This window comes from Burkholderia sp. L-4 (assembly GCF_056856535.1).
In genome coordinates, this window is sequence record NZ_JBXEOX010000002.1 from 3,013,751 (window position 1) to 3,034,581 (window position 20,831).

The 20,831-nt window shown below is 69.7% G+C and carries 16 protein-coding genes and 1 pseudogene; 10 read left to right on the top strand and 7 right to left on the bottom strand.

What is annotated here, in order from left to right; all coding sequences use genetic code 11:
* Positions 1-242 precede the first annotated feature (242 nt).
* From AC1VVG_RS30440 to AC1VVG_RS30470, 7 genes are all read left to right on the top strand, one after another.
* A complete protein-coding gene (locus tag AC1VVG_RS30440; protein WP_034189316.1) occupies positions 243-881 on the top strand; it encodes a hypothetical protein in 639 nt (212 codons plus the stop codon).
* Between the two features lie 35 nt (positions 882-916).
* A complete protein-coding gene (locus tag AC1VVG_RS30445) occupies positions 917-1,474 on the top strand; it encodes a helix-turn-helix domain-containing protein (protein WP_482837171.1) in 558 nt (185 codons plus the stop codon).
* A gap of 81 nt (positions 1,475-1,555) precedes the next feature.
* Positions 1,556-2,137 (top strand): HD domain-containing protein, encoded by a 582-nt coding sequence (locus AC1VVG_RS30450; protein ID WP_226227814.1) that lies wholly within the window; start codon positions 1,556-1,558, stop codon positions 2,135-2,137.
* Positions 2,138-2,192: 55 nt separating this feature from the next.
* Positions 2,193-2,921 (top strand): class I SAM-dependent methyltransferase, encoded by a 729-nt coding sequence (locus AC1VVG_RS30455; protein ID WP_049028328.1) that lies wholly within the window; start codon positions 2,193-2,195, stop codon positions 2,919-2,921.
* 262 nt (positions 2,922-3,183) lie between these two features.
* Complete coding sequence (macA, locus tag AC1VVG_RS30460) at positions 3,184-4,368, top strand: macrolide transporter subunit MacA (RefSeq protein ID WP_049028329.1); 1,185 nt, start codon at positions 3,184-3,186, stop codon at positions 4,366-4,368.
* A 2-nt stretch (positions 4,369-4,370) separates the two neighbouring features.
* Entirely contained in the window at positions 4,371-6,434 is a 2,064-nt protein-coding gene (locus AC1VVG_RS30465) for a MacB family efflux pump subunit (protein WP_482837174.1), read from the top strand.
* A 13-nt stretch (positions 6,435-6,447) separates the two neighbouring features.
* Positions 6,448-7,821 carry an efflux transporter outer membrane subunit gene (locus AC1VVG_RS30470; protein ID WP_049028331.1) on the top strand — a complete coding sequence of 458 codons (1,374 nt, stop codon included), beginning with the start codon at positions 6,448-6,450 and terminating at the stop codon, positions 7,819-7,821.
* A gap of 30 nt (positions 7,822-7,851) precedes the next feature.
* Here AC1VVG_RS30470 and AC1VVG_RS30475 read toward each other — a convergent pair whose 3' ends face one another.
* Positions 7,852-9,390 (bottom strand): MFS transporter, encoded by a 1,539-nt coding sequence (locus tag AC1VVG_RS30475; protein ID WP_226252673.1) that lies wholly within the window; start codon positions 9,388-9,390, stop codon positions 7,852-7,854.
* Between the two features lie 178 nt (positions 9,391-9,568).
* Here AC1VVG_RS30475 and AC1VVG_RS30480 point away from each other — a divergent pair, with 178 nt between their 5' ends.
* A complete protein-coding gene (locus AC1VVG_RS30480; protein ID WP_124607659.1) occupies positions 9,569-10,489 on the top strand; it encodes a LysR family transcriptional regulator in 921 nt (306 codons plus the stop codon).
* Between the two features lie 43 nt (positions 10,490-10,532).
* On the opposite strand, the gene AC1VVG_RS30485 is transcribed toward AC1VVG_RS30480, so the two are convergent.
* The 6 genes from AC1VVG_RS30485 to AC1VVG_RS30510 all read right to left on the bottom strand — a co-directional run bounded on the left by AC1VVG_RS30485 (position 10,533) and on the right by AC1VVG_RS30510 (position 18,083).
* Positions 10,533-11,672: an enoyl-CoA hydratase/isomerase family protein gene (locus AC1VVG_RS30485; protein WP_034189308.1), complete on the bottom strand. Its 1,140-nt coding sequence runs from the start codon at positions 11,670-11,672 to the stop codon at positions 10,533-10,535.
* Positions 11,669-12,460 carry an enoyl-CoA hydratase gene (locus tag AC1VVG_RS30490; protein WP_034189307.1) on the bottom strand — a complete coding sequence of 264 codons (792 nt, stop codon included), beginning with the start codon at positions 12,458-12,460 and terminating at the stop codon, positions 11,669-11,671. Before AC1VVG_RS30490 ends, AC1VVG_RS30485 begins: the two co-directional genes overlap by 4 nt.
* The gene (gene mmsB / locus AC1VVG_RS30495) at positions 12,460-13,359 is read right to left on the bottom strand and encodes a 3-hydroxyisobutyrate dehydrogenase (protein WP_049031012.1); all 900 of its coding nucleotides are present in this window, start codon (positions 13,357-13,359) and stop codon (positions 12,460-12,462) included. Before mmsB ends, AC1VVG_RS30490 begins: the two co-directional genes overlap by 1 nt.
* Before the next feature lie 18 nt (positions 13,360-13,377).
* On the bottom strand, positions 13,378-14,907 hold the full coding sequence (locus AC1VVG_RS30500) for a CoA-acylating methylmalonate-semialdehyde dehydrogenase (RefSeq protein WP_034189305.1): 1,530 nt from the start codon (positions 14,905-14,907) through the stop codon (positions 13,378-13,380).
* A 109-nt stretch (positions 14,908-15,016) separates the two neighbouring features.
* Positions 15,017-16,723 carry an AMP-binding protein gene (locus tag AC1VVG_RS30505; RefSeq protein ID WP_034189304.1) on the bottom strand — a complete coding sequence of 569 codons (1,707 nt, stop codon included), beginning with the start codon at positions 16,721-16,723 and terminating at the stop codon, positions 15,017-15,019.
* Between the two features lie 226 nt (positions 16,724-16,949).
* On the bottom strand, positions 16,950-18,083 hold the full coding sequence (locus tag AC1VVG_RS30510; protein ID WP_482837177.1) for an acyl-CoA dehydrogenase family protein: 1,134 nt from the start codon (positions 18,081-18,083) through the stop codon (positions 16,950-16,952).
* Between the two features lie 137 nt (positions 18,084-18,220).
* On the opposite strand from AC1VVG_RS30510, the gene AC1VVG_RS30515 reads away from it, so the two are divergent.
* Both AC1VVG_RS30515 and AC1VVG_RS30520 read left to right on the top strand, forming a co-directional pair.
* A complete protein-coding gene (locus AC1VVG_RS30515; RefSeq protein WP_059556849.1) occupies positions 18,221-19,255 on the top strand; it encodes an AraC family transcriptional regulator in 1,035 nt (344 codons plus the stop codon).
* Between the two features lie 121 nt (positions 19,256-19,376).
* Positions 19,377-20,831, top strand: a pseudogene (locus tag AC1VVG_RS30520) (NfeD family protein); the annotation flags it as partial.

The following is a 20,831-nucleotide window of genomic DNA, read 5'->3' on the forward strand; positions in this document are numbered from 1 at the left end:
TGCCGGCGCGTCGTGCCGTCGACATGACCGACGGCGGCCGGCATGCGCCGCTCTCGCCGAATAATAAGATATGGCGGAGCCGGTTGAAAGCCTGGCGAAAACGTTTTCGGCGGGGCACGAAGCGATCCGGCCGCCCGCTGCCACGACAGATTTCCCTTCGACAACCTGCCGCCGATACGCGAGAATCGCGCTTCCGAGGGCGCAAGCCACTGAACCGAACCGCACAGACGGGACAACAACAAATGAGCACATCGATCACGCGCCGGCGCCTGCTGGCCGCCGCCATGGCCGCGAGCAGCCTGGCGCTGTCAGGCTGTTTCACGCCGAAGCTGTACAAGGACGACGCATACAGCGAGTACGTCACCAGTTTCATGATCACCCAGGACGGCAAGAAGCTGGTCGTCCTCGGCACGCGCTACCATTACATCTTCGATCTGCCGGCCCAATTGCGGCCGGTGCTGCTGTCCGGCTACCGGAAATCGCTGCATACGACGTTTGCCGACTTTCACGCGAGCGGCGGCGGCATCACCGGCCACTACCGGATCGTGTTGCCGAAGGACGCGTCGGACGACGATCGGCAGGCTGCCCGTGCCGACGGCTTCACCGCCGCGCCGGCCGGTCTCGTGCTCGAAGGCGACATCGGCGGCAAGCGCTATTCGACGGAAGGTTTCGCCGAGCAGGACAAGGGCGCCGCGCAAGCGTTCAACGAGCAGTACCGGGTATACATCCGGGAATCGCCGTCCGTCGTCGGCATGGGCCTGCGGATCCTCGCCACGCCGATCACGGTGGCCGCCGACGGCGTGCTCGTGCTGGGCGGCATCGTGCTCGTGCCGTTCGCGGCCATCGCGATCCAGGCAAACGGCGGCATCCGGATCATGTAACGGCGCGCGGTACGCGCCGCCACGGGAGCATCGTCATGACCGCCTCACCGCTTCACACGCCGCCGCTCGGCCCGCAACTCAAGCGCTGGCGCGCGCTGCACCGCGTCAAGCAAAGCCATGCGGCCGAACTGTTCGGCGTCGCGCAATCGACGATCTCGCGCTGGGAAGCCGGCCGCCAGCAGATGTCGCCCGACGAGCGCGCGACGGCCGAACGGCTGCTCGCCGCGCGTCTCGATTCCGCCGGCGACCACGCGCTCGCGCGGCTGATCGCGGGCAGCGCGGGCCGCCTGCATCTCGTGTGCGACCTCACGCATCGGCTGCTCGCCTGTTCACCGGCGCGCGCGGCCGAGTTCTCGCAGCCGCTTTCGATGCTGCTCGGCACGTCGCTGTGGCGCTATGCGACGCCGGAAATCGTCCGCATGGAGGCCGCGCTCGATCCGCTCGGCTGGCACGAGCGCGCGGGGCCGCCGAGCGTCGAGTTCGACACGGGCGCAAACGCATCGCGCGTCGTGCCGATCCGCGGCAGCCGGTGCCGGTGGACGCGCATGACGCTGTCGGACGGCTCGGCCGCGCGACTCGTCGAGACGCGTTAGCGCGCGCCGCGCATATTTCATGCGTGGACGAACCGCGATCGGGCGGCGTACGCTGGACGGCTCATCGCAAGGACGCCGACCATGAACCCCGATACGATCCGCGCACGACTCGATTTCCTGCGCGAAGCCGAACGCCTGAAGGACGTGCTGCGTAGCGGCCATACGTCGAACGGCCGCCCCGAAAGCACGGCCGAACACAGCTGGCGGCTGTGCCTGATGGCGCTCGTGTTCGCCGACGCGCTGCCCGGCATCGACATGCTGAAACTGCTGAAGCTGTGCGTCGTCCACGATCTCGGCGAGGCGCTGCACGGCGACATCCCCGCGATCGAGCAGGCCGCGCATCCCGACAAGAGCGTGCACGAACGCGACGACCTGCTGACACTGGCCGGGTCGCTCGACAATGCGCAGCGCGACGCGATCGTCGCGCTGTGGGACGAATACGAAGCGGCCGCATCGCCGGAAGCGCGCGCGGCGAAGGCGCTCGACAAGCTCGAAACGATCCTGCAGCACAACCAGGGCAGCAATCCGCCCGATTTCGACTACGCGTTCAATCTCGGCTACGGCCGGCGCTACACCGACGCCGCGCCGCTGTTCAGCGCGATCCGCGAGATCGTCGATGCCGACACGCAGCGCAGGATCGACGCGGGCAGGCAGCACGCGTAAGCTCGCGGGTTCGGGCGCACCGCACCGCGTGCCCCGCTCGCACGAGGCGCGCCGCATGACGCAGAACATCTACGACGACCCGGCCTTCTTCGAAGGTTACAGCCGCCTGAACCGGTCGATTCACGGGCTCGACGGCGCGCCCGAATGGCCCGCGCTACGCGCGCTGCTGCCGGATCTGCGCGGCCGCCACGTGCTCGATCTCGGTTGCGGCTACGGCTGGTTCAGCCGCTGGGCGGCCGATCAGGGCGCGGCCGGCGTGCTCGGCGTCGACGTGTCCGAACGCATGCTCGAACGAGCGAACTCGACCGCCGCGCATCCGGCCATCACGTACCGCCGCGCCGACCTCGAAACGCTCGTATTGCCGGACGCCGCATTCGATCTCGCCTACAGCTCGCTCGCGTTCCACTATATTGCGCACCTCGACACGCTGCTGCGCACGATCCACCGCGCGCTCGTGCCGGGAGGGCGGCTCGTGTTTTCGATCGAGCATCCGGTCTATACGGCGCCGCGCCGGCCCGGCTTCGTCATCGACGCGCAGGGTAACCGCACCTGGCCGCTCGACGGCTACCAGCGTGAAGGCGAACGCGTGACCGACTGGCTCGCGCCGGGCGTCGTCAAGCAGCACCGCACGCTCGGCACGCTCGTGAACCTGCTGATCGGCTGCGGCTTCACGCTCGCGCATCTCGGCGAATGGGGGCCGACGCCCGAGCAGGTCGACGCGATGCCCGCGCTCGACGAGGAGCGCGACCGCCCAATGATGGCCATCGTCGCTGCACATCGGTAGCGCGAACGTCGGGTCGTTCACACATCGCCACAATCACGCGGCCTGGCCCCCTTGCGACACGGCGCTCGCACAATTCAGCACAATTTCCACACGATTCGGCGCGAATTCCTCGCTTACCATGGGCGCCTGATTCGGCCCGGCACGCCCGCGCGATGCGTACGCGGATGCCGTCGCGGGCGACATGCCCGGCATGCGACGCCGGTCGGATCGTCCCGCCCGGCCGCACGCATCGCCGGCACCGCTTCATCCTCGCAGTGTTCTCATGGCCCAGAAGACCCATTGCCGCCGGCGCATCGTGCTGGCTACCCTTGCCGTCGTCGCGATCGCCACCGGCGTCACGCTGAAAGCCTGCGCGCCCGACAAGCACCCGCAGTACCTGTCCGCGCCCGTCACGCGCGGCGATCTCGAGAACGCGGTGCTCGCGACCGGCGCGCTGCAGGCGTTCAGGCAGGTCGACGTCGGCGCGCAGGTGTCGGGGCAGTTGAAGACGCTGAAGGTCAAGCTCGGCGACAAGGTCACGAAGGGCCAGTGGCTCGCCGAGATCGATCCCGTGATCTCGGAAAATGCGCTGCGCCAGGCGCGCGCCAGCGAAGAAAGCCTGCGCGCGCAGCAGCAATCGGCGGCCGCGCAGCTGACGCAAGCCGAACTCGCGTTCCGCCGCCAGCAGGCGATGCTGCCCGATGACGCGACGTCGCGCGAATCGTTCGAAGCCGCGAAGGCGACGCTCGACGTGCAGCGCGCGACCCTCGCGTCGCTCGCCGCGCAGATCCGTTCGGCCCGCATCCAGATCGAGACCGCGCAGGCCAACCTCGGCTACACGCGCATTGTCGCGCCGATCGACGGCCAGGTCGTCGCGATCGTCACGCAGGAAGGCCAGACCGTAATCGCGCAGCAGCAGGCGCCGGTGATTCTGAAACTCGCGAATCTCGACACGATGACCGTGAAGGCGCAGGTGTCGGAAGCCGACGTGATCCGCGTGAGCGCCGGCCAGACCGCGTATTTCACGAGCCTCGGAGAACCGGACAAGCGTCATTACGGCAAGCTGCGCGCGATCGAACCGGCGCCGCAGAACTACGCCGACGTACAAAGCCCGCTCGGCGGAGGCGGCGCGAAACCGAATGCCGCGGTGTTCTACAACGCGCTGTTCGACGTGCCGAATCCCGAGCACCGGCTGCGCATCGCGATGACCGCGCAGGTCAGCATCGTGCTCGGCAACGCGCGCAACGCGCTGAGCATCCCGGCCGCCGCACTCGGCGAGAAACGCAAGGACGGCACCTATGCGGTGCGCGTGCTGCGCGCCGACGGCAGCACGGACACGCGCAACATCCGCATCGGCATCAACAACAACGTGCGCGTCGAAGTGCTGGCCGGCCTGAAGGACGGCGAGCGCGTGGTGCTCGGCGAAGCGTCGGCGGACGACCACGCACTGCTGTCGGACGCGGTGTGACGATGCGCCGGCCCCTGCTCAAACTCGCCGCCGTGACACGACGCTTTCCGGCCGGCGACAAGGACGTCGTCGTCCTGAACAACGTGAACCTGTCGATCGACGCAGGCGAGATCGTCGCGATCGTCGGCGCGTCGGGCTCCGGCAAGTCGACGCTGATGAACATCCTCGGCTGCCTCGATCATCCGAGCGAAGGCACGTACACGGTCGGCGGGCGCGACACGCACATGCTCGACAGCGACGAGCTCGCGCAATTGCGCCGCGAGCACTTCGGCTTCGTGTTCCAGCGCTACCACCTGCTGCCGCACGCCGACGCGGTCGCGAACCTCGAAATGCCCGCGATCTATGCAGGCACCCCACGCGCGGCGCGGCACGCCCGCGCACGCGAACTGCTCGCGCGCCTCGGGCTCGCCGATCGCGCGCATCATCGCCCCGGGCAGTTGTCCGGCGGCCAGCAGCAGCGCGTGAGCATCGCGCGCGCGCTGATGAACGGCGGCCAGGTGATCCTCGCCGACGAGCCGACCGGCGCACTCGACACGAAAAGCGGCCAGGAGGTGCTCCGGATCCTGCACGAGCTGAACGCGCTCGGCCACACGATCGTGATCGTCACGCACGACAAGACCGTCGCGCGCCATGCGCGGCGCATCATCGAGATCAGCGACGGCGAGATCGTCGCCGACCGGCCGAACCGGCACTACGCGGAAGCGCTCGCCGAAGCCGGCATCGATACGGCCGAAGCCGCCGCAACCGCCGCAACCGCCACGGCTGCCGGCTCGTCGGCAGTCGATCGTCACGATACGGCCACGCCCGCCGACGCCGACGCCAACGCCGATACCGATCCCGCCCCGCGCGCCCCGCGCTTCGCGGCCGGCACCGGCCGCTTCGCCGAGGCATGCCGGATGGCTTGGATCGCGCTCGTGTCGCACCGGCTGCGCACGCTGCTGACGATGCTCGGCATCATCATCGGCATCACGTCGGTCGTGTCGATCGTCGCGATCGGCGAAGGCGCGAAGCGCTACATGCTCGACGAGATCGGCAGCATCGGCACCAACACGATCAACATCTATCCGGGCACCGACTGGGGCGACAGCCGCGCGGACACGATCCAGACGCTCGTGCCGGCCGACGTCGCCGCGCTCGCCGAGCAGCCGTACGTCGACAGCGCGACGCCCGAAACGTCGCGCACGCTGCTGCTGCGCTACCGCAACGTCGACGTCAACGCGCTCGTGAGCGGCGTCGGCGAGCGCTACTTTCAGGCGCGCGGGATGCGTTTCGCGCTCGGCGCCGCGTTCGACGACGACGCGGTGCGCCGCCAGGCGCAGGTCGCCGTGATCGACCAGAACACGCGCCGCAAGCTGTTCGGCGCGACGCGCAACCCGGTCGGCGACGTGATCCTGGTCGACAACGTGCCGTGCGTCGTGATCGGCGTGACGGCCGACAAGAAGAGCGCGTTCGGCAGCGTGAAGAGCCTGAACGTGTGGGTGCCGTACACGACCGCGAGCGGGCACCTGTTCGGCCAGCGTTATCTCGACAGCATCACCGTGCGCGTGCGCGACGGGCAGCCGAGCGCCGCCGCCGAGAAAAGCCTCGAGAAGCTGATGATCCAGCGCCACGGCCGCAAGGACTTCTTCACGTACAACATGGACAGCGTGGTCAAGACCGTCGAGAAGACCGGCCAGTCGCTGACGCTGCTGCTGTCGCTGATCGCCGTGATCTCGCTCGTCGTCGGCGGGATCGGCGTGATGAACATCATGCTGGTGTCGGTCACCGAGCGCACGCGCGAGATCGGCATCCGGATGGCGGTCGGCGCGCGGCAATCCGACATCCTGCAGCAGTTCCTCGTCGAGGCCGTGCTCGTCTGCCTGCTCGGCGGCACGATCGGCATCGCGCTGTCGTTCGGGCTCGGCGCGCTGTTCTCGATGTTCGTCGTGCAGTGGAAGATGGTGTTCTCCGCCGGCGCGATCGTGACGGCGTTCGTGTGCTCGACGCTCACCGGTGTGATATTCGGGTTCATGCCCGCACGCAACGCGTCGCGGCTCGATCCGATCGATGCGCTCGCGCGCGATTGACGAAAGACCTGCCATGACGCATTCCTCACCGCTTCGCCGCCTCGGCGCATTCGCGTGCGCGGCCACGCTGCTCGCCGGGTGCGCGGGTGCGCGTCACGATCCGCTGCCGGCCGTCGCGATGCCCGCGCACTGGGCCGCGCCGGTCGCGGCGAACGCGCCGGCCACCACGCGCGACTGGTGGCGCAGCTTCAACGATCCGCAACTCGACGCGCTGATCGACGACGCGCTGCGCGCCAACAACGACCTCGCGATCGCGGCGATCCGCGTCTATCGTGCGCAGCTGCAGGCCGGTCTCGCCGACACGAACCTGACGCCCAACGTGACGGCCGGCGCGAACGGCACCGTGTCGCGCACGCTCGATACGCACCGGACGAGCCGGTCGAGCGGCATCAACGGTTCGCTCAGCTATGAAATCGATCTGTGGGGCCGGCTGGCCGCGCTGCGCGACTCGGCGCGCTGGGAAGCCGATGCGACGGCCGCCGATCTCGAAGCCGCCCGGCTGTCGCTGATCGGCACGACCGCGTCGCTGTACTGGCAGCTCGGCTATCTGAACCGGCAGATCGCGCTCGGCGACGCGAACATCGCGTATGCGGTGCGCACGCTCGCGCTCGTCCGGTCGCGACACGCCGCCGGCGCCGTGTCGGGGCTCGATCTCGCGCAGGCCGAACAGAGCCTCGCCGCGCAACGCGCCGCGCAGACGCAGCTGATCCAGCAACGCACCGAGAACCGCCACGCGCTCGCGATCCTGTTCGACCGGCCGCCGCAGCAGCTTGCGGCCGAACCGTCGGCGCTGCCCGACGCAGCGCCGCCCGAGGTCGCGGCCGGCCTGCCCGCGAGCCTGCTGGGCCGCCGCCCCGACCTGCGCGCCGCGGAATTCCGGTTGCGCGAGTCGCTTGCGCAGGTCGACGCGACGCGCACGAGCTTCTACCCGACCTTCACGCTGACCGGCAGCGCCGGCACGACGAGCACGAGCCTCGAGCGCGTGCTGACGAACCCGGTCGGCACGCTCGGGCTCGGCCTCGCGCTGCCGTTCATCCAGTGGAACACGATGCAGTTGCAGATCAAGGTGTCGAAGTCGCAGTACCAAGAGGCGGTGGTCGGATTCCGCCAGCGGCTCTACACGGCGCTCGCGGAAGTCGAAAATGCGCTGTCGGCACGCGTGCAGCTCGAACGCGAAGCCGAACAGCGCGCGCTGTCGCTCGAACAGGCGCAGCGCGCGGAACGGCTGGCCGCCGCGCGTTTCGCGGCGGGCGCGACCGCCGTGCAGCCGTGGCTCGACCAGCAGCAGGTGCTGAGGAGCGCGCAAGGCGCCGACGAACTGACGCGCCTGAACCGGCTCAACAACCAGATGACGCTGTACCGCGCGCTCGGCGGCGGGACGTCCTGAGCGGCGGCGCGGCGCCGCGCGCGGGCCGCGTCATTCGCATACCGCTGCCCGGCGCCGCGCGGGCGCGAACGCCACTGCGCTCGCGGTCGCGAGCACGGCAACACCGGCCGCGCCGTAGACCATCACCCAGCCGAAACCGTGCACGAGCGCCGCATGCAGCGCCGCGCCGCTCGGGTCGGCCTGCGCGAGCGCGGGTGCGATCGCGTGCAGCCCGTCGGTGCGGCCCGACGCGATTTCCTGCGCGAGCCTGCGCAGCGCGGCATCGCCGATCGCGCCGGCCGCCCCGCCCTTCAGGCTCGCGACGATCCCCGCGACCAGCACGAAGCCCATCGCCGCGATGTTCAGCGCAAGCGAGATCATCCGCGCGCTCATGTCGATCCCCGACGCCATCCCGGCCCGCGAACTCGGCACCGCGCCCGTCGTCGTGTTCGTGACGGGCGTGTTCGTCAACCCGAGCCCGATGCCGGCGATCACGCAGCCGGGCAGCATCGTCAGCCAGCTCGCATGCCCGGCCGCGCTGCCGAGCCGCATCAGCGCGAAGCCGGCCGCGATCGTGAACAGGCCGCCCGGAATCACGACGCCCGGCCCGTAGCGCAGCGCGAGCCGCTCGCCGAACGGCGGCGCGACCAGCGTCGGCAGCGTGTACGCGAGCAACGCGAGGCCGGCCGTCACGCTGTCGTAGCCGAGCGCGACCTGGAACCAGATCGGCAGGTAGATCATGAACGGCCAGAAGCTGAAGTTCATCCCCATCGAGCCGAAGATCGCGCCGGTGAACGCGCGGATCCGGAACACCGAGAAGTCGAACATCGGCCGTGCGCTGGCGCGCTCCGCGACGACGAAACCGATCAGCGCGAGCACCGTGGCCCCGAGCACGCCGAGCCCGGCCGCGCTCGCAAGCCCGAGTGCCGCGCTCTGCGTGATGTAGAACGCGAGACCGAGCACCGCGAGCGACAGCGTGACGATGCCCGCGACGTCGAGCGTGCCTGCATGCGGATCGCGCGACTCCCGCACCGCGCCGCCGATCAGCACGAGCGCGACGGCCGCGAGCGGCGCATGGACGAGGAACACCCACGGCCAGCTCGCCAGCGCGACGATCGCGCCGCCGACGATCGGCCCGAACCCGAGGCCGATTCCGAACACGATCCCCCAGATCCCGAATGCGCGGCCGCGCTCGCGGCCCTCGCGGAACTGGTGCGACAGCACGGCGATCTGGCAGATCAGCATCGCGCCGCCGCTCGCGCCCTGCAGCAGCCGGCCCGCGACGAGCACCGGCACGTTCGGCGCGAGTCCGCACAGCAGCGACGTCGCGCCGAACAGCACGGTGCCGATCACGTACACGCGCTTGCGGCCGAACCGGTCGGCGAGCGTGCCGGCCGCCATCAGCACCGTCGTGCACGCGATCGTGTATGCGTTCATGATCCACTGCATGCCGTTGAAGTCGCCATGCAGCACGTGTTCGAGCGTCGGCAGGATCACCGGTACGCTCGAAATCTCGAGGCCGAACATCAGCGACGTGAGACAGACGGCCGCGAGTGCGACCGCGTTCCTGCGGGAGTCGGATCGTGTCATGCGTATTGCGCGGCGGCCCGGCGACAGGCCGCGCGCCTCCAGGTGAGTAGGATTCGCCGCGTGCGGCCGGCAACGCACGCTGGGCGGGAATCGGTACTATAGTGAGAATTTCCCTCCCCATTGACGCATGCATTTCCACGAACTGGGGAATTTCAGGAATCAATCACGGCAACTTGCGATGACCGACAGACTCGACGGCGTGACGACCTTCGTGCAGGTAGTGGAATCGGGCAGCTTCGCGCTCGCGGCGGAACGGCTCGACATGACGCGTTCGGCGGTCGGCAAGGCGATCGCGCGGCTCGAGAAGCGGCTCGGCGCGCGGCTGCTGCAGCGCACGACGCGCAGCCAGAGCCTGACCGACGACGGCCAGGCGTACTACGACCGCTGCGTGCGCGCGCTGGCGGAACTGGAAGCGGCGGAGGCCGATCTCGATTGCGGCCGCAACGAGGCGCGCGGCAAGTTGCGGCTGAGCGTGCCGCTCGCGTTCGGGCACCACTGCGTGACGCCGATCGTGCTCGATCTCGCACGCCATTACCCGCATCTGCGGATCGACGTGTCGATCACCGACCGGTTCGTCGATCTCGTCGAGGAAGGCATCGACCTCGCGGTCCGGATCGGCACGCTCGCGGACAGCACGAGCCTCGCGGTGCGGCGGCTCGGCACGCAATACGGCAGCCTCGGCGCCGCGCCGTCGTATCTCGCGCGCCACGGGATGCCGAAGACGCTCGACGACCTGAAGCATCACCGGACGATCGCGTATTCACGCTCGGGCGTGGTTCAACCGTGGGACTTGCGCGCGCCGGACGGCTCGACGGTGCGGATCGACATGCCGCATCAACTGAGTTTTGACGATGTGCAGGCGATCGCCGCGGCCGGCGCATCGGGGTTCGGCATCGCGTGGGTGCCGAGTTGGCTGCTCGACCATTACGTGAAGCGCGGCGAGATGGTGGTCGTGCTCGATCGCTGCTTCGTCTGCGAAGGCGACATTCACGCGATCTGGCCGAAGACGCGCTACCTGCCGCGCAAGACGCGCTGCGTGATCGACGCGCTCGCGCAGGCGATTCCGCCGATGATCGAGCGCCCCGACGAAGTGCGATGAGACCGGGGGGAACCGGCGCGCCGCCGCGCGGCGCGCCGGGGCATCACGCCGCGCCGAGATCCGCGAGCGGATGCGCGAACAGCTTCCACGGCGATGTCAGGAAATGCCGCACGCGTTCGGCGCGCACCTCCACCAGCGACGCGGGCGCCCAGCGCGGCTTGCGATCCTTGTCGACCAGATGCGCGCGCACGCCTTCGCAGAAATCGCCCTCCTCGATCGCGCGCGCCACGATACCGAGCTCCATCCGGAACGATTCGGCGAGCGTCATCTGCCGGCCGCGCAGCAGCGCCTCGCGCGTCACCGAAAGCATCGTCGGCGAATGGCTCGCGAGCGCGTCGAGCGTCGCCTGCAGCCATTGACGGTGCTCGCGCGACAGTTCCTCTCGCGCCAGCTCCAGCGTGAGCGTCGCGACGATCCGCTCGACGGTCGAGCGCTTGTCGAAGTGACGGACAATCCACGGCATCTGGCTGTCGAGCGCCGCATGCGGCACCACGTTGCACGGCGGCTCGAACACCTTGCGCAGCAGCGGCAGCGCGTCGCCGTCCCACCTGACGCTTTCGATGCGCGTCTCGAACGTGTCGAGCCATGCAGACGGCACGCACAAGTCCGCGAGCTTCGCGCTCAGCGCGTCGGCGCCCGACAGCATCGCGCCGGTCAGCCCGACGTACAGCTCGAGTTCGACCGGCATGCGCGCCAGGAAATGCGTCGCGCCGACGTCGGGCACGAGGCCGATGCGCGTTTCCGGCATCGCGATCTTGCTGCGCTCGGTCGCGACACGCAGCGCCGCACCTTGCGCGAGCCCCATGCCGCCGCCCATCGTCACGCCGTCCATCAGCGCGACGACCGGCTTCGGGAACGTGTGGATCGCATGGTCGAGCCGGTATTCGTCGACGAAGAACGGCAGCCAGGTCTCGCGCTGCGCGACCATCCGGTACAGCGCACGCACGTCGCCGCCCGCGCAGAAGCCCTTCTCGCCCGCGCCGCGCAGCACGACCGCGACGATCTGGTCGTCGTGGCGGCAGCGCTCGAACAACGCGGCCAGCTCGCCGATCATCGCGTACGACAGCGCGTTGAGCGCGGCCGGACGGTTCAGCGTGATCAGCGCCACGCGGTTCACCACGCGGAACAGCACCTCGGGCGCGTGCTCCGCGAACGCGTCGTGATTCGTCACCGGCGTGCTCATCGTTGCGGCTCTCCGTCGGTGCGCCATTGCGGCGCGCGCTTGCCGAGGAACGCAGCGACGCCTTCGCGCGGATCGGCCGTGTCGAACAGGTCGACGAAGCGTTCGCGCTCGACCGCGAGCGCCGCGCCGCGCGGCACGCCGCGGCGCGCGAGGCCGATCAGCTCCTTGCTGTACGCGACCGCGTGCGGGCTCTGCCGCGCGACGTTGCGCGCGAGCGCCAGCGCCGCGTCGCGCGCGGCGCCGCTGTCGACCACGTCCTCGACGAGGCCGATCCGCAGCGCCGTCGCCGCGTCGACGCGCGCGCCGGTCAGGATGATCTTCTTCGCCCAGCCTTCGCCGACGAGCCAGGGCAGCGTCTGCGTGCCGAGCCCGCACGGCAGCAGGCCGACCGACGGTTCGGGCAACGCCATCTGCGCATGCGTCTCGGCGATCCGCAGGTCGCACGCGAGCGCGCATTCGAGCCCGCCGCCCATCGCGTAGCCGTTGATCGCCGCGATCGTCACGACGCGCGCGTCGTGCAGCGCCTCGAACGCCGCGCCGAAGCGGGCCGCCATCGCGCGCGCGACCGCGCGGTCGCCGTCGGCGAACGTGTTGAGGTCGGCGCCCGCGCTGAAGAACTTCGGCCCGTCGCCGGTGATCACCAGCGCGCGCACGCGCGGGTTCGCATTCAGTTCGGCGACGGTTGCCTGCAGTTGCTGCAGCCCGTCGGCGGTAAAGGCGTTCGCGGGCGGACGCTTGAGCGTCGCGCACGCGATCGCGCCGTCGTCGACGTAGTCCAGTTCGATCATCACGCGTCCTTCTTCGTTGCCGGTTGGTACAGGCGGATCACCGCCGAAAAATCGAGCTGGCCGTCGCCGCGGCTGCTCATCGTCTGGTACAGCTGCTGCGCGAGCGCGCCGAGATAGACGGGCTGGCGCGCCTGCTTCGCCGCGTCGTTCGCGAGGCCGAGATCCTTCAGCATCAGGTCGGTGCCGAAGCCGCCCGTGTAGCCGCGCGACGACGGCGCGGTCTCGATCACGCCCGGGTACGGGTTGTAGGTATCCGAGCTCCAGCAGCGGCCCGTCGACGTGTTGACGATGCCGGCCAGCACCTTCGGGTCGATGCCGAGCGCGACGCCGAGCGACATCGCCTCCGACACGGCCGCCATCGAGATGCCGAGCACGAGGTTGTTGCAGACCTTCGCGACCTGCCCCATGCCGGTCGCGCCGCAATGGACGATGTTCTTGCCCATGCCGGCGAGCACGGGCTTCACGCGCTCGAAATCCGCGTCGCTGCCGCCGACCATGAAGGTCAGCGTGCCGGCCGCCGCGCCGCCGGTGCCGCCCGACACCGGCGCATCGACGAACGCGCCGCCGTGCTCGCGCACCAGCGCGCCGAACGCCTGCGCGCTGGCCGGGTCGATCGTGCTCGAATCGATCACGGTCGCGCCCGCGCCGAGGCCGGCCAGCACGCCGTTTTCGCCGGACAGCACCGACCGCACGTGCGGCGCGGCCGGCAGCATCGTGATCACGAACGTCGCGCCCGACGCCGCGTCGCGCGGCGACGCGGCCACCTGCGCGCCGGCGTCCTGCAACGCGCGCAACGCATCGGCGCTCAGGTCGAACGCATGCACGTCATGGCCGGCTTTCAGCAGGTTCAGCGCCATCGGCGCGCCCATGTGGCCGAGGCCGATAAATCCGATTTTCATGGTGGTGTCCTCCGCCGCTCAGTGCAGCCGGATCGTCGTGTTCACCGGGCCGGCCGTCGCGTCGTCGTCGAACCAGCGCGCGGTGACCGTCTTGGTCTGCGTGTAGAACTGCACGACCTGCTTGCCGTACGGCCCGAGATCGCCGAGCTTCGAGCCGCGCGAACCGGTGAAGCTGAAGAACGGAACCGGCACCGGGATCGGGATGTTGATGCCGACCTGGCCGACGTCGATCTCGCTCTGGAACTTGCGCGCGGCCGCGCCGCTCTGCGTGAAGATGCCCACGCCGTTGCCCATCGGATTCGCGTTGACGAGCGCGATCGCGTCGTCGAGCGTGTCGACTTCCATCACGACCAGCACCGGCCCGAAGATTTCATGGGTGTAGACCGTCATGTCGGTCGTCACGCCGGAGAAGATCGTCGGCCCGATGAAGTTGCCTTCCTCGAAGCCCGCGACCTTCACGCCGCGGCCGTCGAGTTCGAGCTTCGCGCCCTCCTTCACGCCCGCCTCGATCAGCGACAGGATGCGCGCCTTCGCGCCGCGCGACACGACCGGGCCGACGTCGGTGCCCGCTTCCGCGCCCGCGTTGACCTTCAGCGTCTTCGCCTTCGCGACGAGATCGGGCAGCCAGTCGCGTGCCTTGCCGACGAGCACCGCGACCGACGTCGCCATGCAGCGCTGGCCGGCCGCGCCGAAACCGGCACCGACGAGCGCGTTGAGCGTCTGCTCGCGATTCGCGTCGGGCAGCACGATCGCATGGTTCTTCGCGCCCATCATCGATTGCACGCGCTTGCCGTGCGCGCTGCCGAGGTTGTACACGTGCGTGCCGACCGCCGTCGAGCCGACGAACGAGATCGCCTTCACGAGCGGATGCGTGCAGATCGCGTCGACGACTTCCTTGCCGCCATGCACGACGTTCAGCACGCCTTTCGGTACGCCGGCCTCGATCGCGAGCTCGACCAGTTCCATCGTCGACATCGGGTCCTGTTCCGACGGTTTCAGCACGAACGTATTGCCGCAGACGATCGCCATCGGGAACATCCACAGCGGAATCATCGCGGGGAAGTTGAACGGCGTGATGCCCGCGCACACGCCGAGCGGCTGGCGCAGCGTGTAGGTGTCGACGCCGCCCGCGACGTTCTCCGCGAATTCGCCGAGCTGCAGCGTGCCGATCGAGCACGCATGCTCGACGACTTCGAGGCCGCGGAAGATGTCGCCTTCGGCGTCGGGGATCGTCTTGCCCTGCTCGGCCGTCAGCGTCCTCGCGATGCGCTGCTGGTTCGCGCGCACGAGATCCTGGAACTTCAGCATGATGCGCATGCGCGCGGAGATCGGCGTGTTCTTCCACGTCGCATACGCGGCGTGCGCGGCCTGCACGGCCGCATCGACTTCCGCGACGGTCGCGAACGGCACGCGCGCGAGCACTTGCTGCGTCGCCGGGTTGACGATGTCGCGCCACTCGTTCGTGGCGGACTCGACGAAGGCGCCGTCGATCAGCAGCTTGACCGTCGGCACGTCTTGCCCCGTACGGGGCGTCGGATTCGCATTCATCGATCCTCTCTCCTTGCAGAGGGCCGCGAAGCGGCGTTCCGCCGCGCGGCCGGTTCAGTTCGGCGGCGGGCAACGGCCGCGACATGCGGCACGTGAGGCCCGCAGCCGGTCATTTCAGTTCGGCGGCGAAATCCTCTTCCCAGTATTCGCCGGGCATGCGCGCGGTCGCGTCGTCGCCGCGCTCGATTTCGCGGCGGCGCAGCTCGACGCGGCGGATCTTCCCCGAGATCGTCTTCGGCAGCTCCGCGAACTGCAGACGGCGGATGCGCTTGTACGGCGCGAGCTTCTCGCGCGAGAAGCGGAAGATCTCCAGCGCGAGCGCCGGGCTTTCCTCGTAGCCCTGCCGCAACGTGATGAACGTCTTCGGCACCGACAGCCGTACGGGGTCGGGGCTCGGCACGACGGCCGCCTCGGCGATCGCCGGATGCTCGATCAGCACGCTCTCGAGCTCGAACGGGCTCAGCCGGTAGTCGGACGACTTGAACACGTCGTCCGCGCGGCCGATGTAGACGTAGTAACCGTCGTCGCGGCGCATCGCGATGTCCGACGTGCGGTAATGGCCGTCGCGCATCGCGTGGGCCGTCGCGTCCGGGTTGTTCGCATAACCTTTCATCAGCCCGACCGGGCGCGTGACGTCGGCGCCGATCGGCAGCGCGACTTCGCCTTCAGTCACCGGCGCGCCGTCCGGATCGAGCAGCGCGATCCGGTAGCCCGGCAGCGGCCGGCCCATCGAGCCCGCGACGACCGGCTGGCCCGGCGAGTTGCCGATCAGGCAGGTCGTCTCGGTCTGGCCGTAACCGTCGCGGATCGAGATGTTCCATGCCTTCTTCACGCGCTCGATGATCTCGGGATTCAGCGGCTCGCCCGCGCCGACGATCTCGCGCAGCGTCACGTCGAACGACGCGAGCGGCTGCTGCACCAGCATGCGCCAGACGGTCGGCGGCGCGCACAGCGTCGTCACCCGGTATTTGACGAGCGCATCGAGCACGACCTTCGGCTCGAAGCGCGCGTAGTTGAACGCGAACACGCAGGCCTGCGCATTCCACGGCGCGAAGAAGCAGCTCCACGCATGCTTCGCCCAGCCCGGCGAGCTGATGTTCCAGTGGATGTCGCCCGGCTGCAGGCCGACCCAATACATCGTCGACAGATGGCCGACCGGATAGGTGCGGTGCGTATGCTCGACGAGTTTCGGCTTCGACGTCGTGCCCGACGTGAAGTACAGCAGCATCGGATCGTTCGCGTGCGTGACGGCGTCCGGCTCGAATTCGGCGCTCGCCGCATAACCGTCGTTCATCGCGAGCCAGCCCGCGCGCGGCGCGCCGGCGACGATCTTCCGCGCGAGGCCGAGGTCCGGTTGTTCGAACTTGGCGGTTTCGTTCTCGTCGACGATCGCGAATTTCGCGCCGCCGATCCGCACGCGGTCGCGCACGTCGTCGGGCGACAGTTGCGTGGTGGCGGGCAGCACGATCGCGCCGAGCTTCATCGCGGCGAGCATCGCGTCCCACAGTTCGACACGGTTCGGCAGCATCAGCAGGATGCGATCGCCGCGCACGACGCCGATCGAGCGCAGCCAGTTCGCGATCCGCGACGAGCGCTCGGACATCTGCGCGAACGAATACGGATCGCCCGAGCCGGTCGCCGCGTCGACGATCCACAGCGCGGGCTGCGTGTTGCCGCGCGCCATCGGGTCGAAGTAGTCGAGCGCCCAGTTGAATGCATCGAGCACCGGCCACTCGAAATCGCGATACGCGGTTTCGTAGTCGGTGCGATGGCGCAGCAGAAAATCGCGTGCGTCCAGGAATGCCTGTACCGTCATCGTGTCGTCTCCTGTCGATCCGCGTCGACGCTTCAGCGCTTGCGTGGATCCCATGCCTCGCCGTCAACCGGTGCGCGCGCTGCAGCGTGTGCCCGGTTTCCTCTGTTGCGGCGCACGGTCACGTCGTTGCGTGCCGCGTTCACCGCGCTGCCCTCGTGCCCTGCCTGATTGCCTGTCGTATGCCGGCTCGCCGGTTCGCGTGGCGGCCGGCGGCGCGCATCGCCGCTCAAAGCTGCCGCGCGATCACCATCCGCTGCACTTCGCTGGTGCCTTCGTAGATCTGCGTGATGCGTGCGTCGCGATAGTGACGCTCGACTTCGTAATCGACCAGGTAGCCGTAGCCGCCGTGAATCTGGATCGCATCCGAGCACACGCGCTCGGCCATCTCCGACGCGAACAGCTTCGCCTGCGACGCTTCCGACAGGCACGGCAAGCCGGCCGTGCGCAGCTTCGCCGCGTGGTGCACGAGCAGGCGCGCGGCGTTGATCTGCACGGCCATGTCGGCGAGCTTCTGCTGGATCGCCTGATGCTCGGCGATCGGCTTGCTGAACTGCACGCGCTCGCCCGCATAGCGGCGCGCCTTGTCGAACGCGGCGCGCGCGATGCCGAGTGCCTGCGCGGCGATGCCGATGCGCCCGCCCTCGAGGTTCGACAGCGCGATCTTCAGCCCTTCGCCGCGGTTGCCGAGCAGGTTCTCTTCGGGAATCGCGCAATGCTCGAACGTGATCGGGCACGTATCCGATGCGCGGATGCCCAGCTTCTTCTCGGGTTTGCCGACGATGAAGCCCGGCGTGTCGGTCGGCACCAGGAATGCGGAAATGCCGCGCTTGCCGGCTTCCGGATCGGTCATGGCAAAAACGATCGCCACCCCGGCACGCTGGCCGTTGGTCACGAACTGCTTCGCGCCGTTCAGCACCCACTTGCCGTCGCGCAATTCCGCGCGGGTACGCAGGTTGTTCGCCTCGGAACCGGCGTGCGGCTCGGTCAGGCAGAACGCGCCGATCACGCGGCCGGCCGCCATGTCGGCCAGCCAGCGATCCTTCTGCGCCGGCGTGCCGAAACCGAGGATCGGCCCGCAGCCGACCGAGTTGTGCACGCTCATCATCGTCGCGCACGCGGCGTCGCCGGCGGCGACTTCCTCCATCGCCAGCGCGTAGGCCACGTAGTCCGTATACGAGCCGCCCAGTTCCTGCGGCACGATCATCCCGAGCAGCCCCAGCTCGCCGAGCTGCGCGACGATCGCGTCGGGCAGGTGCGCGTCGTGGTCCCACTGGGCCGCGTTCGGCGCCAGCCTCTCGGTGGCGAACGCGCGCGCGGCATCGCGGATCATCCGCTGGTCTTCGGTGTAAAGCTCGTCCATGGTGCTGCTGTCTCCCGCGGCCGCCGGGCGCGACCGTCCATGCGTTTCGATGCAACAAGTGTAGGCAAGCAGGCGCGACTGTTCGATGCTCGCGTCGCTCATTTACACTGAGCGTTTTTGCCACACCGGCGACACCGATGAAGCAGGAAGACAAGGGAACCGTCGCGATCAGCCTCGTCGCGTACAGCGTCGCGCTCGCCACGCGGCGCGGCGTCGCGGCCGAGCCGCTGCTCGCGCAGGCCGGCATCGCGCCCGCGCTGCTCGCGCAGCCGCGCGCACGCGTGACCGCGCAGCAGTACGGCGCGCTGTGGAACGCGATCGCGCGCACGATGGACGACGAGTTTTTCGGGCAGGATCGCCACCCGATGCGCAGCGGCAGCTTCATCGCGATGAGCCAGTCCGCCCTGTCCGCGCGCGACGGGCTGCATGCGATGGCGCGCGCGGTGAATTTCATGCACTGCGTGCTCGACGACCTGCACGCGGAACTCGACGCGAACCCGCAGCGCGTGCGGCTGCGCTTCGTGCACCGCAACAACGGCGCGACGCCCGCGATGTTCACGTACGCGACCTATTTCATCATCGTGTACGGGCTGACCTGCTGGCTGATCGGGCGGCGCATTCCGCTGCTGCATGCGTGCTTCCGCTGCGACACGCCGCCCGCCGACCACGAATACCCGTCGATGTTCTGCGACGACATGAGGTTCAACGAGCCCGATTCGTATGTCGATTTCGATCCCGAATTCGCGACGCTGCCGGTCGTGCAGAACGCGAAGACGCTGAAAACCTTCCTGCGCAACGCGCCGGCCAGCTTCATCGTCAAGTACCGCAACCCGAATGCGCTCGCGCAGCGCGTGCGCGCGGTGCTGCGCGGGATGCCGCCCGCCGCGTGGCCCGGCGCGGGCGGGATGGCCGCACGGCTGCACGTGGCCGAGGCCACGCTGCGCCGCAAGCTGCACCAGGAGGGCCAGGCCTACCAGTCGATCAAGGACACGCTGCGGCGCGACCTCGCGTTCGAGGCGCTGGCCGACCCCGCGCGCACGATCGCCGACGTCGCGGCCGCCACCGGTTTCGCGGAGCCCAGCGCGTTCTATCGCGCGTTTCGCAAATGGAGCGGCCGCAGCCCGGCCGACTACCGCGACGAAGTGCTCGCGCGCGGCGGCGGCGCGGTCTGAATCCGGCCGGCGCGGCCATGGCTTCGCGCTTTGCGCCGAAACCGCCTAATCTTTAAGCATCGGGCCCACGCCCATTCCGCGAGCCGGACGGCGCGCGGCCGCGCGCCGCCTGGACGCCCCGATGCGCTTTCACCGTCATGAGCCGCCGCCGGCGCCTGCCGCGCCCGACGGTCGGCCCCGTCACCCGCTGTCCGCGCGGGTCGCGCGCGCCGCGCTGTTCGCGGCGCTGCTCGTCGTATGTGCCGCGGTCGCCGCGCCGTCGCCCGTCGACGCGCCCGCCGCGCGCCCGGTCATCGTGATCCCCGTCAACGGCGCGATCGGCCCGGCCAGCGCCGATTTCATCGTGCGTGCGCTCGAGCGCGCCGCCCGCGAGCACGCGCCGCTCGCGATCCTGCAGCTCGACACGCCCGGCGGCCTCGATACGTCGATGCGGCAGATCATCAAGGCGATCCTCGGCTCGCCGGTGCCGGTCGCCGCGTTCGTCGCGCCGGGCGGCGCACGGGCCGCGAGCGCGGGCACCTACATCGTGTATGCGAGCCACTTCGCGGCGATGGCGCCCGGCACCAATCTCGGCGCGGCGTCGCCCGTGCAGTTCGGCATCGGCGGCGCCGCGCCGCGGCCGACCGGCGCATCGGGCGCATCGGGCGCATCGGAGGCGTCGGCCACGGCGGCCGCGCTGCCGACCGATACGCAATCGACCGAGATCCGCAAGGCGATGCAGGACGCCTCCGCCTACATCCGCGGCCTCGCGCAGCTGCGCGGGCGCAATGCCGAATGGGCCGAGCGCGCGGTGCGCGAAGCCGTCAGCCTGTCGGCGAACGAGGCGCGCGCGCAGCACGTGGTCGACCTGATCGCGCAGGATCCGGCCGATCTCGCGCGCCAGCTCGACGGCCACGGCGCGACGACCCCCGCCGGCACGGTGCGGCTCGCGACCGCGCAGGCGCCGCTCGTCGTCGTCGAACCCGACTGGCGCAGCCGCTTCCTTGCGATCATCGCCGATCCGAACGTCGCGCTGATCCTGCTGACGATCGGCATCTACGGCCTGTTCTTCGAGTTCGCGAACCCCGGCTTCGTGCTGCCGGGCGTCGCCGGCACGATCTGCCTGCTGGTCGGGCTGTTCGCGATGCAGTTGCTGCCGATCAGCTATGCGGGCCTCGGCCTCGTGCTGCTCGGCCTCGGTTGCCTCGTCGCCGAGGCGTTCCTGCCGACCTTCGGCGTGCTCGGCTTCGGCGGAATCGTGTCGTTCACGATCGGCGCGCTGATGCTGATCGACACCGACGTGCCCGGCTACGGCATCCCGTGGCCCGTGATCGCGAGCCTCGCGCTCGGCGGCGGGCTGTTCGTCGCGGGCGTGTCGAGCGTCGCGCTGCGCGCGCGGCGGCGGCCGGTCGTGACGGGCGCCGAGGCGATGCTCGGCAGCGTCGGCGAAGTGCTCGACGACGGCCTTCATCCGGACCAGCCGCATGGCGCGGCCGGCACCGCGCCGTCCGCGGCGGGCTGGGCGCGCGTGCGTGCATGGCGAGCGCTGGCGCGTGGCGAGCAGCGCGCCGCTGGCCGCCGGCTGCCGCGTGCGCGT